We start from the raw sequence: 15,024 nt of genomic DNA, 5'->3' as shown, positions 1-15,024 counted from the left end.
TCAGGGCTTCCTGCCGGGAATTATACCCTTACGGCATCTGCCCCTGACGGGAATGCCAATGGCTCCTGCACGGCATCGGCCATGGTAACCATCACGCAGCCATTCGCATCTATTAGTGCTACAGCAATAATTATAGACAATCATAATTGTATAAACTGCAGTAATGGCTCCATAGATCTTACTGTTTCGGGAGGAACACAACCTTATGTAATTTTATGGTCTAATGGTTCTGCAACAGAAGATATATCAAACTTGACTGCTGGTACATATAGTGTCGAAATAAAAGACAAAAATGGATGCGCTGCAAATTACTCTTTCGAAATTACACAGTCAGGCATCAGTATTACCAAAGACGGAAATTATATAGATACCAATCAAGATGGTATTACAAACGTAGGCGATATAGTAGCGTATAATTTTGTTATAACTAATACTGGAAATGTTCCTCTTACCAATATAACCGTTACAGATAACAATGCTGTAATTACTGGCGGGACTATACCAATTCTAGCTGTGGGAGCAACAGATTCTGCAACTTTTTCAGGTTCTCATGCCATCACTCAAGCGGATATCAATATTGGTTACATATATAATTTAGCAACAGCTGCTGGCAAAGATCCTGCAGGCATTCCTGTAACAGACAATTCTTCTGATCCTACACCATGCACTGCCTGTCCAACAAATCCTGAGTGTCCTGACTGTACTATTACACCAGTTACCCAATCACCAGGATTGACAGTAATAAAAACTGCTTCAACTGAGAATTATAGTAAAACTGGTGATGTAATAAACTACATCATAACTGTTAAAAATACTGGTAATCAAACATTGCATCAAATAATTGTAAAAGACCCGCTAACAGGTTTAAATAATATCATCCCATTATTAGAACCAGGCGCAAGTGCAGAGTATTCTCAAAGCTACACCGTAACTCAAACAGATTTAAATAAAGGTTCAATCTTAAATGTTGCAGCAGCAGATGGATTGACACCAAATGACACACCTATTAGTGCTAGTGATGATGAAATAGTAAAAGCTAAAACAAATCCAATTGATGCAGTAGATGATAATGCTGGAACAATAATTGGTGTAGACCTGATTACGCATAATGTAATTAATGTTTTCACAAATGACACATTGAATGCATTGCCTGTTAATCCAGCAGATGTTATTTTAACAGCTGTAATATCAAATCCATATTTGCAATTGAATCCAGATGGTTCAATAGATGTTTTACCAGATGCTCCTGCAGGAACACAAACGATGACATATCAAATTTGCGAAAAATTAAATACTGCCAATTGTGATACTGCTGTTGTAACAGTAATAATACAAGAGCCATCAATGACTATAACTGGCGAAGCAATATGCATCAATGATGTTCCTTACTTTAGCTATACTACTACAGCAAATAATTTCACTCCTGTAAATGGATTGACATTAACTTGGTCTGACAGCAATAATAATGTAATTGCAACAATGGCAGGTTTGCCTCTAAATGGCAAAGTATTATGGCCAGGAGCAGTTGTTGATGATAACGGAAACGGAATTGACTGGCCTGGATGGGTTTTAACCAACGGAAAATGGACTGAAAGCGCTGATGGTTTCGAAGGCTTAAGACCAACGGCATCGATAAAATTTACATTAAACCCAAGTCAGACAATTATTGCAGCATATCCACCATCGGATCCAAAATGTACTTCTAGACCAACATTCACAATTGATGCGGCTGATGATACTGCGGGACCAATTGATGGTATAAATGGTGCGACAAATGTACTGAACGTTTTCAATAATGATACGTTGAATACTGTTGCTGTAAATCCTGCCGATGTTACACTGACATTAGTAACACCAGATGCTGCGGGCTTTATGACCATGAATCCCGATGGCTCAATTGATTTAAAAGATGGCACGCCAGCCGGAGTTTACACATTGGTTTATCAAATTTGTGAAAATGCTGATTTTGGAAATTGCGATACAGCCGTTGTGACTATCACTGTTATTTGTAACAATGCTGCAAAAATGGCAGGTATTGTTTTCAATGCCGGTACCAGCACACCTTTAGCAAATGTCCCAGTGACCTTAATTCCGCAAGGAACAACAACTGGCCCTATCCTTATCAGAATTACAAATGCGCAAGGATATTATAATTTTACAGGAATGCCTGCAGGAGATTATCTGGTACAAGTTCAAGATGCCAATTTAAATAGTGCCTACGATTTATACCCTGTAGATTCCAGTTTATTCTTTACCAAATTAGAAACTTGTGTTTATCAGGCTCATAATTTTGGATACGACAAATCTAATAGTCCTGTTCTTGGTGATTATGTCTGGTATGATGCCAATAATAATGGCCTTCAAGATGAATGGTTCGATGCTGATAATGATAACCATGTTACTCAGAATATTCCAGATGCCAATGGATCATTTGATTATAGCAAATGGGAATGGATCGACCTTAATGGAGACGGAAGCTATACAGGCAAAATTAATACTGGAGAACTGAATGCGGCTGGATTTGGTAACGCAAAATCTGATAATATATATGTAACAGGCCCTGATTATTCTGATACAGTTATAATTGGAATACAAGGTTTTTGGAGAAATAGACCAGATGCTGGAGCCTTTGGAGATTACACAGTAGAATTAAAAATGAATGCCGACTTAGAAGCTCAGTCATCGGCAATGGGAGCTACTGGGCTGGTAAAAACTTTACCGAACAGTAATAAAAAAGGTAATTCATCTAAAATTAAAAAACCTGCAAGCTTTGAAGTATGCGGACTTACCACTGCAAATCCTCAGATAGCTGCTGTAACTGCTGCTGATCAAGTCCATTTGGACATCGATTTTGGCATCAGCTGCAAAATGTTTGCTGACATTCAGGCTGTAAATGATGTATATAATGTGAATCAATGTGCAATTGGCACTGAAATCCGAAATGCTGTGAGCAATGATTTACTAAATGGTGCGCCTGCTGCTATCAGCGCTTTTAAATTCAAGCTGCAATCAGAACCTGCTTTAAATATAAATATCGACCCAACTGGAAATATAGCCATTGGCAGTGGTATTGCTGCAGGTGAATATGTTTTTGATTATGAAGTTTGTGAAGCGATAAACCCAACGAATTGTTCATCAGCAAAAATCACAATAAATGTTACTGGAACCGAAGCCGTAAATATCACTGGCATCGAAGCCTGCAACGGTGACACCTCCCTTGTTGATTTATCTAAATCGCTTCCTGCTGGCACACCTGCAAATGGCAGATGGATTGACACTGATAATACTAATGGATTAGTTGGAAATAATTTAAATACAATAGGAATATTAGTTGGCAAATATAAATTTGAATATAAAATTGAAGGCGATTGTCCAAGAAGCCTGTTTTTGACAATTGATATTACTGATGATTGTATAGCTCTCCCTTGCAAAACAATTATTGTACATAATGCAGTCTCTGCCAATGAGGATAATAAAAATGATTATTTCCAAATAGAAAACTTAGAAAACAATGATTGTTATAAAAATTTCAAAGTCGAAATCTATAATCGCTGGGGTGTACTCGTATTTGAAAGAGAAAATTACAACAACGAAGGCAACGCATTTAGAGGAAAATCAGAAGGCAGAACAACAATCAATAAAAATGAAGGCCTTCCAACAGGAACTTACTTCTATATCTTAAGCTATGAATCAGTTGATGGTTTAGGCAAAGTTATAGATATTAAAAAAGACGGTTATTTATATTTAGTAAAATAATACTAAACAATGCTCTGGTTATAAGCAATATCCAGAGCATTACATTAATCTTGACTAGAAGCATTTCAATATAAAAAAAACCTCAAACTAAGCTATTTATTAGAGTAGCCATTTTTAACCAACAAACCACAGATTATGAAAACAAAACTATTTTCTATCGTTATGATGCTCACAGCCATTGGAAGTTTTGCGCAACAAGATGCTCAATATACACAATATATGTACAACACAATAAATGTGAATCCTGCTTATGCGGGTTCGAGGGGAGCATTGAGCTTTTTTGCTTTGCACCGAACACAATGGGTGGGTTTGGATGGCGCACCAATTACCAATACAATATCTGTTAATACGCCTTTTAATAATACAAATTTAGGAGCTGGATTTTCAATTGTTAACGATGAAATTGGACCATCAACATCAAATTCAATATCAGCAGATATTTCATATACTATCCCCGTATCTGAATCCTATAGATTATCATTTGGTATAAAAGGAACCGCTAATCTTTTTAACATCGATATCAATAAATTAAATCCCGGTGACCAGACAGATGAACAATTTCAAAATTTTGATAATGAATTTTCGCCAAATATAGGTGCGGGTATTTATTTGCATTCGGACAAAGCATATGTTGGGCTTTCAGTTCCACACTTTATAGAAACAAATGCTTATAATGACAATGATGTTGCTATTTATAAAGAAAAAATAAGTTATTACTTGATAGGCGGCTATATTTTCGAATTATCACCTTCTATAAAATTCAAGCCGGCCTTTATGACCAAACTGGTAGAAGGCTCACCATTGCAAGTGGATATATCTACAAATTTTATGCTAATGGACAAAGTGGTTGTTGGCTTAGGCTATAGATGGAGTGCCGCAGTGACCGCTATGGTTGGTTTTCAAATATCGGATGCTTTCTATGCAGGGTATTCCTATGATTTTGAAACTACTGCACTAAATAATTATAACTCTGGCTCTCACGAGTTATTCTTACGATATGAAGTATTTAAGAAAAACAGCAAAATAGTAACTCCGAGATTCTTCTAAAATAAAGTTATCCATCTTTTTTAAAAGAACAGGAGATTTGACATGGACTAAATATTTAGTAAATAATCTAAAATATTTTTAAAAACAGTTATCATGAAAAAACAAATGCTCCTTTATATATTTTGGGCCAGTTTATCTTCATTTCATTGTTTGTCTCAACGAAATCAAGCTTCATCACAAGAAAAAAAGACTGAGACCTCAAAAACAAATGCTGTAACAGTGAAAGAGGAAATTCCGAAAGCCACGAGAAAGATAAAATATTATCATGTAGAAGAAATTGTTTCATTAAAATTTGGAGGCCATAAAACGGTCTATGATGTAGTCAACCCAAAAATAATAAACGATTATGATTTAGGCCCAAATGGCAGCAGGACGATAACACCAGTTTATGAAGATATGGATGAAATACACGAAATCACTATTATACAGGATACACTGCTCAAAAATAAAAATCAATCGAAGATAGTGAGTACAGATGCTCCAAAAAAAAGTGGTTCGCATGCATATATAGATATCCTAAAAACCTATGAAAGAGTTGCCGACAAGGGGTATGAATCTATTGAAATGCTGAAAAAAATGGGGGATTCATATTTTTTTAATGACGAAATTGAAAAAGCTGAAAAATGTTACGACAAATTATTCAGCATTACAACAAATTTAGAACCAGAGTATTACTATCGTTATTCAATCGTTTTGAAAATGATGGGAAACAATCAAAAGTCAGATGAATTTCTAAAAAAATTCAATCAATTATCTAGCATCAGTGCAAGATAATAGTGTAAAATATCATCCGGTAATTTATAGATTTTAAAAAATAAACATTATGAAAAACATTACAGCACTTTACCTAGCAATACTCAATATTTTTGCATTATCTACATATGCTCAACAAGGAAAAATAGCTCGAGCAGATAAAAAATATGACAAGTATGCCTATATTGATGCTATAAAAACCTATGAAAGAGTTGCTCAAAAAGGCTATGAGTCGCCAGATATGTACCAGAAAATAGGCAATGCTTACTTCTTTAATTCTGAGTTAGGTGAAGCCACTAAATGGTACCAAAAATTATTTGCTTTTGAAAAAGATATTGATCCCGAATATTACTACAGGTATGCGTATTGCCTAAAATCGGCAGGACAAAACGAAAAAGCAATGGAAATGCTCAAAATTTACAATGAAAAAACCGGCAATAAAGGCAAAGGAGAGTTTTATGCCAAGGAAGTGAATTATCTGGACAAAATAAAAGCAAATTCAGGAAGGTATAAAATAAAAGACGCAGGAATAAATACTAAATATTCAGATTACGGGAGTTCATTTTACAATGAGAGTAAATTAGTTTTCGCAACATCAAGAGATACTGGCGGTTTAGGCCAAAGAAAACACTCATGGAATGATCAATATTTTACTAACCTATACGAATCCAACTTAACAGGTGATTCGTTAACTCCAGAAAAAGCAGTTAAATTTTCTAAAAGCGTCAAATCAAGATTCCATGAAGCGAGCGCCATTTTTACCAAAGATGGCAAAACAATGTATTTTACCCGGAATAATTATCTGGACGGAAAAAAAGGAAAAGATGAAAGCAAAGTAACGCTTATCAAAATATATAAAGCCACTTTTGATAACAATGACTGGACTGCTATTTCTGAACTGCCATTTAACAGTAATAATTATAGAACAGCACATCCTTCTCTAAGTCCAGATGAAAAAACTTTATATTTTGTTTCCGATATGCCTGGCGGTTTTGGGGAATCCGATATCTACAAAGTCAGTATTAATACCGATGGATCTTATGGAAATCCTGTGAATTTAGGAAACATCATTAATACTCCCGGAAAAGAGACTTTTCCTTATGTAACTGACGAAAATGAAATTTATTTCGCATCAGATACACATGCTGGGCTTGGCGGCCTAGATATATTTGTTTCTAAAATAAATCCAGACGGAACCTTTGACGAAGTACAAAATGTTGGAGCTGATGTGAATTCGCCTAAAGATGATTTTGCTTATCTGATCAATACAAAAAACCGGATTGGTTTTTTCTCTTCCAATAGAGATGGCGGAAAAGGTTATGATGACATTTACCAATTTCTGGAAACCAAAAGGCTCACGCCAAAATGCAAGCCCGAATTAAACGGAATTGTTACTGACCTGATAACTGGACTGCCAGTGTCCAACGCCAAAATCACGCTGTATAATGACCTGCACAAATCGATAAACACTACCGAAACGGATGATAAGGGATATTATTCTTTTGTTGTTGATGGTGAAAAGACATTCAGTACAAGGGCAGAAAAAATGGACTATAATACCACCGAAAAAACAATCGCAATAAAAGCTGATGACTGTAAAACCCAATTGGATTTATTTCTTGAAAAAGCTTTATGCAAAGTGTCTGTGGGTGACGATCTTGGCAAATGCTTTGGCATAAAATGGATTTATTTTGATCTGGACAAATCAAATATCCGGCCAGAAGCAGCTCTGGATCTGGCCAAAATATTAGATGTAATGGCACAATATCCAAACATGAAAATAGATATCCGTTCTCATACTGATAGCAGGGCCTCATTCAAATACAACGACGGCTTATCTGACAGAAGAGCAAAATCTACTAAGGAATGGCTGGTCAAAAATGGCATTAACCCAGATAGGCTAAGTTATAAAGGCTATGGCGAAACTCAATTGGTCAATAATTGTTCAGATGGCGTAAAATGCAGTGAAGAACAGCATCAGCAAAACAGACGCAGCGAATTTATTATCACAGCTTTATAATTTCACTATCCTATATAAACAGAAAACTGCCAATTGGCAGTTTTTCTGTTTTATGAATGACTAATTAGATTTTTACAAAAATATTAGTATAATACTTTTTTCCGTTTGCTGGATTTTCCCTTATTGAAATGCCAAAATGAGTAAAATCTCCCTCTATGTTTTCCTTATGCCCCGCACTGCTTAACCAAGCATCAAAAGCTCCTTTGGCACTGTTATAATTATAAGCAATATTTTCGCTCACATTTTTTGCACCAAAAACTTTGATTATATTGTTTGAACGAGCCTCAAAATCATCATGATTCACAACATTGTTTGCAATCATATACTCATCATGCTCTTTTGATTTAAAGGAAACGTGATTTATTTTTTCAAGAGCATTTAAACCTTTGCTGAGTCTATAATTATTAATCAAAGTCATTGTTTCTAATTCTATAGCACTGTAATCATAGTTAAGCACAATTGCAGGACTACTTGCTGTTTCATTTGTTACAGCATTATCTTCAGCAGAACATGAAACCATAAAACACAAAATACCAGCAAAAAAAGACAGACTAAAACACTTCAATTTCATAATTCAGGGTGGTTAAGCTTAAAGCAGATTGTGGGGCAAACTCTTTAATATTAAGACTTTAATAAATTTCTTTATCAAATAAACTCACAATTCCTTAAACCACAAAATAAAACCGATGAAATGCATTAAATTAGAAAAACAATATGTATTTTTCTTATTTATGGAGCCAGACGCGAAATGGTCCATGAATAATCTTTTTCCAGCTTATAACGTATCCGGTCATGCAGTCGATTAGGTCTTCCCTGCCAGAATTCTACTTCTAAGGGTGTAACTATAAATCCGCCCCAATGTTTTGGCCGGAGTATTTCCTTACCTTCAAAATCTTTTTCCAATTGCTTTAGATTCTCTTCTAGATACGTTCTGGAAGGCACCATTTCACTTTGATTGGAAACTATCGCTCCTAGTTTGCTGCCGTCTGGCCTGGATTCAAAATAGCCATCAGAATTATTTTCGGAAGTTTTTTGGGCAACCCCTTTTATAATTACCTGGCGCTCTAAACTTTCCCAGAAAAAAGAAAGACACACATTGGGATTGCTGGCTATGGCCCTGCCCTTTTCTGAATTATAATTGGTATAAAATGTAAATCCCTCTTCGCTGAATTTTTTCAATAAAACCACACGAGATTTAGGAAAACCATCCAGCCCGATTGTCGAAACTGTCATGGCATTTACTTCGCCGCTTCCATCAAAAGCTTCAACTTCATGAAACCATCTGTTGAAAAGATTTATTGGATCCTCTGGAATTGAAGACTCCAGCAATTCACTCTTTTCGTACGATTTTCTATAATTGCTTAAATCACTCATTTTCTTTGATTACTTGTTATTAGACACTAAGATTCTAAGTCTCTAAGTTACCGAGAATCTTAGAGACATAAAAACTAAGCAGCTTTAAAATTAAAATTCAAAACTTTTGCCATCTTCTGCTAAAAGCACTTCTTTAAAAACAGTAGATGCTTCTTCTTTAAACAGTTCAATACTATCATATCGAGTAGAATAATGACCTAAAATTAATTGCTGTGCTTTGGCTTTCAGTGCAATTCTTGCGGCTTCTTTAGCAGTCGAATGCATTGTTTTGGAGGCAAGACTCTCCTCAGAATCTAAAAATGTAGATTCATGATACAGGACTGAAACATTTTCAATTATCGGAATTATATCTTCATTGTATCTCGTATCGGAACAAAAAGCATAACTCAACGCAGGATCAGGATCATAAGTCAATTTGCTGTTTGCAATAATCCGGCCGTCATCTAGAGTAATGTCTTTTCCATTTTTTATATTCTGATAATAACAGGTTTCTATTTCAAAATTCTGAACAGCATTCAAATCAAGTTTGCGCTCCCCTGTTTTTTCCTGAAATAAAAAACCATTTGTATACACACGGTGTTTTAATGGAATTGTTTGGACAATCACTTTTTCATCTTCGAAAATAATTTCACTTTTCGTTGACTCCAGTTCATGAAAAAACAATTGATAATTTGTCCATGAATTAGATAGTTTCAATTGGAGATTAATTATTTCCTTTACCCCTTTCGGGCCATAAATATGCAAGTCATTTGTTCTGCCAAGGAGCGCAAATGTTGATATTAAGCCTATTAACCCAAAAAAATGATCACCATGCAGATGAGAAATAAAAACATGATTGATTTTCGAAAACTTTAATTTGTTCTTGCGCAGCTGAACCTGAGTTCCTTCTCCGCAATCAATCAAAAAGAGCCTGTTCTTAATTTCTAAAACCTGAGATGTTGGGTTTGTTAAAGTACGTGGAGTTGCTGCGTAACAGCCAAGAATAGTAAGTTTCAAATTTTTAATTTATTTGTTTAAAATGGTTTAAGCTGATTTAAAATTGTTTAACCCATTTTGACGATTAAAGAAATTATTAAACCTTTAAACGACTAAACTTTTTTAATAACCCAAATCTCTTTCAATTTCATCCATTTCTATTAAATCCTGAGCTTCCAATTGCGTAGGAACAACAATAATAGACTGGGGAACTTTGTTAAAATCTATATTTTCGACAACGATAACTACCGATTTTTTGGCTTTTTTATGTTTCTTGGACAAGTCCGAAAAAATTTTAATTGACTTTACATCAACTGATGCATCCTGCGAAATGTCCAAAATAAGGTTATGGTCTTTAAAGGAGCTGTATTGACTATTTATCTTTTCTAAAAAAGCTTCAATATTACCTTCAGTATCTTTGATTATAATTGTATGTCCTTTAGTCGTAACTTTCATATGCGTCTATTGAATTTTTGAAGCCAAAAGATAAATTACCGCCATTCTGATAGCAACACCGTTTTCTACTTGATTTAAAATTACCGATTGCTGCGAATCAGCTACATCGCTTGTAATTTCAACCCCTCTGTTTATTGGTCCAGGATGCATGATTACAATCTCTTTATCCAATGAATCCAATAAAGCCTTATCGACTCCATACTGCTGCGCATACTCTCTGGTAGATGGAAAAAAATTTACATCCATTCTCTCATTCTGCACCCTTAGCATATTTGCTACATCACACCATTCAAGTGCTTTACGAAGATTTGGCTCAACTGTTACTCCAAGTGATTCAATATATCTTGGAATAAGTGTTTTTGGTCCGCATACTTTTACTTCGGCACCTTGCATCTGTAACGCATATATGTTAGAAAGCGCAACTCTGGAATGTAATATATCTCCAACGATAACCACTTTTTTTCCTGCTACATCGCCTAATTTTTCTCTAATAGAATAACTGTCCAATAAAGCCTGGGTTGGATGCTCATGAGCACCATCACCAGCATTTACAATACTTGCTTTGACATTTTTGGACAAAAAATAAGCGGCTCCAGGATTTGAATGCCGCATAACGACCATATCAACTTTCATCGAAAGAATATTGTTGACAGTATCAATTAATGTTTCTCCTTTTTTTACAGACGACTGTGCTGCTGAGAAGCTTATAACATCTGCCGATAATCTTTTCTGGGCTAATTCAAATGAAAGTTTGGTGCGGGTGCTGTTTTCAAAAAAAATATTGGCAATCGTAATATCTCTTAACGAAGGCACTTTCTTGATAGGTCGATTAATAACTTCCTTAAAATGATCGGCAGTTTCAAAAATCAGGTTAATATCATTTTCATTAATATACTTAATACCTAATAAATGATTTACACTTAATTCGCTCATTGTTTCTGTTTATTTGTTTATTTGTCAAACTGTTGAAACCGCACTTAATTTACGATTTAACAATTAAACAATTTTAACGATTGGGCTTTCTAATTGGTTAATAAATAAACACCATCTTCTCCGTCTTGTTCTGACCAGCATACTTTTACTTTTTCGCCATTGATAGCATCTACCTGACGGCCTCTAAAATCGGGCTGTATGGGCAAATCTCTGCTGAAACGCCTGTCAATTAATGTCAGCAGTTCTATTCCCGATGGTCTTCCAAAAGACTGAATCGCAGTCAGAGCGGCACGTATGCTTCTGCCAGTATAAAGAACATCATCAATAAAAATGACTTTTTTATCTTCTACCAAAAAATCTATTTGTGTTTTGTTCGCTTCCAAAGGCTTGTTAGTCCTGCGGAAATCATCTCTGAAAAAAGTGATATCCAGATATCCTAAAGATACATTTGGCAAATGATATTCTTTTTTTAATAACTCTTTTAATCTTTCTGCCAAAAAAGTGCCTCGTGGCTGAATTCCAATCAATACGGTATCCGAAAAATCAAGATGTTTTTCAATTAATTGACAAGCCAAACGATTCAAAATAATATTGACTTCTTTAGAATTGAGTAACACTTTTTGGTTCATATCTAGCAATTATTTGATTTTAAAAGATTACAGATTTATTATTATTTCAAGAAATATATATTCAATTATGTATTTTGAACATCTGCTGCTTTGGTCAAGCAAATATACAAATTCCGAATTAGGATTTATTCATTAATAATCTTTAATATTTTTTTTATTATATAGCATCAGCAGTCCAGGATGCTTATTCAATAGACATTTATGAAGGATCTGATTTTATATTTTAAAAATTCAGTTAATTGGAATGATGCAGCAACATCCAATAATTATGTAATCGCTGCCACTGTTAATACACTAATTTTGGTTTAGTAAACTAAATCAAAAAAATATGAAAAATATAATAAACAGAGTTTTAGCACTTACTATACTATTATTTTCATTTACAAGCTGTGAATTAGTGGGAGATATTTTTCAAGCTGGCATGGGAGTCGGGATCTTTATCGTAATTTTTGTAATGGTCCTGATTATTTGGCTCTTCGCAAAATTTTTCCGAAGATAAAACATCAAAAAAACCCCATTACAAAAAAAAGCAATGGGATTTTTTAAAATAGATTTAAAATTGATTACTCTCTGGTGCTCCCAGATAGCTGGGTTTTAATCCGCCAGTGTCAATTAATATTTTCTGCAGGACAATTCCTGGATCTAAAACCCGGAAACGAAGCTTATGCATTCCTGTCTTTAAAATAGTGTGTTTACTTGATGAGCGGATGATCTGCTCTGCCTGCCATTTTCCTAATTCACCTCGATAATGTCCATTGAAATTTATTATTTGAGGTTTTTCATCATCAAATGAAATTTCATATCGCAACCCCTTATTGTTATTAAAATTAAGTGTAGGAGCCAACAGCAGCTGGACATTGCATTCGCCTGTAGATTCTAAATTTACTTGATATTCGACAAAAATATTCTCGTCAGGATCAGTATAGGCATTTTGAGGAAAAGTGGTGATGCCAGATTTTGTTTTTCCAAAATCGGGTATTATTTCCCAATGAATTTTCTTTGAATTATTAGACTTAACAAAATGTTCTGCTTCTATAGATACATAACCGCTGCTTTCTTGGAAAATATTTTTTGCCTGTGCCTCCTTATCGGCAACATGAATAATTTCTGGCATTATATTTTTAGAGGAATCATGCCAGTTTTTGTACCCAATTTTCATTTGATCCATAATGTGAGTCCATTTTCCTCCAGAAATTTTATTGTTATATTTATCCTGCAGGATAGAGTCTCGCATAAAATGAGCTTTAACTTTTTCTGCATAATAGTTAGCATCGCTATTTTTTGATTCAGCCAGTTTTCTGTTTTTTGCCTGTGCAAAATACATTTCATACAGATTACTGCATGCGTCCACAGGATAAAGCACTAGCTGAAAATAGGAGTCTTTGTATTGATTTGGCAAATCATCATAAATACGGTATGCTGCAAGAGCCAAATTTTTATAATCATTTACAACAGTTTCAAATTCATTATAGTTTTCGAGGCTGTATGTTCTGCTATCCAGCATTTCGGGGGTAACCCTCCTGTTGTATTTAGGATAAGTATTTAATATTGATGCAATTTCTTTGGCGTGCTGTGTTCCAAATTGCTGTTTTGACCAGTTTTCGGTAAATTCTAAAAGGTTTTGAGAATTGAATTGCTTTGGATTCCAAGCCATTTCCATAAAAAAGCTGATTGGGAATTCCATGGGTTTTAAATCACCAACGTTTACAATCCATATTTTATCGACACCATGTTCGTAGCTCAAGTTCATCTGTTCCCATACCCGCTGGATTGGACTGATATTAATCCATTTAGAATTTCGTGGTGCTCCTACATAATCAAAGTGATAATACATTCCATATCCTCCCTTATGTTTTGGTTTTGCGGGATCAGGAAGCTTGCGTACATTTCCCCAATTATCATCACAGAACAATAATGTAACATCATCTGGAACACGCATTCCCTGATCGTAATAGTCCTGTACTTCTTTATACAAAGCCCAGACCTGCGGTGTTTTATTGGCTTTTTGTCCTGTATTTTTTTCAATGATCTCGCGCTGTTCTTTTACAATATTCTCAAGCAGAGAAATATTAGTACCTTCGCTCATTGCTTCGTCACCGTCTCCACGCATTCCAACGGTAACTATTTTCTCCCAATTCCTGCTGCGTTCGATTCCTGCTTTCCAAAATTCATTCAAGACAGTTTTATTTTTGGAATAATCCCAAACATTCGGCAGATTATTTTTTTTGATATACCGATGCCAATCTGTTTGTGCCAATGCCATTGGTTCATGGTGCGAAGTTCCCATTACAATCCCCATTTCGTTGGCCAAAGGTCCACTAGCCGAATCATCATCATAGAAAGCATTGCCCCACATAGCCGGCCAAATATAATTGGCTTTTAGGCGAAGCATCAATTCAAATACCTTTTCATAAAATTGGCTATTGAAGCCTCCAAATGTTTCTTTAGCCCATCCACTCAAAGCGGGTGCCTCGTCATTTAGAAAAATCCCTCTATATTTTACAGCAGGCTCACCATCAGTATATATACCACTTTTGAAATAAATATTATCATGATGTGTTATAGGTACATCTGCCCAATAATACCAGGGCGAAACACCAATCTGCCGTGATAACTCATAAATTCCATATATGGTACCGCGCTTGTCACTGCCTGCAATTACAATTGCTTCGTTAATACCTTTAAAAGGATTTTTAACATTTGTAATGATGAATTTTTCGTTTTTGCCTTTCAGCTCTTTCTCATCAATTTTCTTCTGTTTTATCAAATCATCGATTACAGAATGAGTACCAATTGTGCCAATAATAATTAATGGCGAAGATAGCGATGGAACTTGACTATAAATAACTGGCCTCTCTCCAGTCACTTTTTCAAAATCAGATTGCAGATTATAAACCGCCCGCACAATTCCTTTATCGATTCCAGTATTAAAAAAAAAGGAAAGCTTAACTGTTTTTTCCTTCATGACGATTACCCCAGATTTTTTTTCGGCAGTGATAAAAGGCTCTGCAGCCCATGATGGTACACAAAAAAGCATGGATACTATTGTGATAAAGAGTGCTAATATATTTTTCATGATGA

General features: G+C 35.0%; 11 protein-coding genes. 4 read left to right on the top strand and 7 right to left on the bottom strand.

Features of this window, described 5'->3' with window-relative positions; translation table 11 throughout:
• The 4 genes from ABEG11_RS15590 to ABEG11_RS15575 form a co-directional block, all read left to right on the top strand.
• The coding region (locus tag ABEG11_RS15590; protein ID WP_348825103.1) for a DUF7507 domain-containing protein at positions 1–3,756 on the top strand (3,756 nt) is incomplete at its 5' end.
• A 135-nt stretch (positions 3,757–3,891) separates the two neighbouring features.
• Complete coding sequence (locus ABEG11_RS15585; RefSeq protein WP_348825102.1) at positions 3,892–4,803, top strand: PorP/SprF family type IX secretion system membrane protein; 912 nt, start codon at positions 3,892–3,894, stop codon at positions 4,801–4,803.
• Positions 4,804–4,896: 93 nt separating this feature from the next.
• Entirely contained in the window at positions 4,897–5,577 is a 681-nt protein-coding gene (locus tag ABEG11_RS15580; protein WP_348825101.1) for a hypothetical protein, read from the top strand.
• Between the two features lie 49 nt (positions 5,578–5,626).
• Positions 5,627–7,576, top strand: a complete 1,950-nt coding sequence (locus ABEG11_RS15575; RefSeq protein ID WP_348825100.1) for an OmpA family protein — start codon at positions 5,627–5,629, stop codon at positions 7,574–7,576.
• 64 nt (positions 7,577–7,640) lie between these two features.
• Here the strand turns inward: ABEG11_RS15575 and ABEG11_RS15570 are convergent, their stop codons facing one another.
• The 7 genes from ABEG11_RS15570 to ABEG11_RS15540 form a co-directional block, all read right to left on the bottom strand.
• On the bottom strand, positions 7,641–8,147 hold the full coding sequence (locus ABEG11_RS15570; RefSeq protein WP_348825099.1) for a CAP domain-containing protein: 507 nt from the start codon (positions 8,145–8,147) through the stop codon (positions 7,641–7,643).
• A gap of 158 nt (positions 8,148–8,305) precedes the next feature.
• Positions 8,306–8,950: a pyridoxamine 5'-phosphate oxidase gene (gene pdxH, locus ABEG11_RS15565; RefSeq protein ID WP_348825098.1), complete on the bottom strand. Its 645-nt coding sequence runs from the start codon at positions 8,948–8,950 to the stop codon at positions 8,306–8,308.
• Positions 8,951–9,040: 90 nt separating this feature from the next.
• Entirely contained in the window at positions 9,041–9,946 is a 906-nt protein-coding gene (locus ABEG11_RS15560) for a ribonuclease Z (RefSeq protein ID WP_348825097.1), read from the bottom strand.
• 102 nt (positions 9,947–10,048) lie between these two features.
• Positions 10,049–10,381 (bottom strand): ribonuclease Z, encoded by a 333-nt coding sequence (locus ABEG11_RS15555; protein WP_348825096.1) that lies wholly within the window; start codon positions 10,379–10,381, stop codon positions 10,049–10,051.
• Between the two features lie 6 nt (positions 10,382–10,387).
• The gene (locus ABEG11_RS15550) at positions 10,388–11,314 is read right to left on the bottom strand and encodes an aspartate carbamoyltransferase catalytic subunit (protein ID WP_077375887.1); all 927 of its coding nucleotides are present in this window, start codon (positions 11,312–11,314) and stop codon (positions 10,388–10,390) included.
• A gap of 89 nt (positions 11,315–11,403) precedes the next feature.
• The gene (gene pyrR, locus ABEG11_RS15545; protein ID WP_348825095.1) at positions 11,404–11,943 is read right to left on the bottom strand and encodes a bifunctional pyr operon transcriptional regulator/uracil phosphoribosyltransferase PyrR; all 540 of its coding nucleotides are present in this window, start codon (positions 11,941–11,943) and stop codon (positions 11,404–11,406) included.
• A 553-nt stretch (positions 11,944–12,496) separates the two neighbouring features.
• Positions 12,497–15,019, bottom strand: coding sequence for a glycosyl hydrolase 115 family protein (locus ABEG11_RS15540; RefSeq protein WP_348825094.1), 2,523 nt, complete (start codon positions 15,017–15,019; stop codon positions 12,497–12,499).
• Between the last annotated feature and the right edge of the window lie 5 nt (positions 15,020–15,024).

Source organism: Flavobacterium aestuarii (assembly GCF_040049115.1).
GTDB lineage: Bacteria > Bacteroidota > Bacteroidia > Flavobacteriales > Flavobacteriaceae > Flavobacterium > Flavobacterium aestuarii.
Note: the sequence above shows the minus strand (reverse complement) of the source record. Positions and strands in the feature narration are given on the sequence as shown.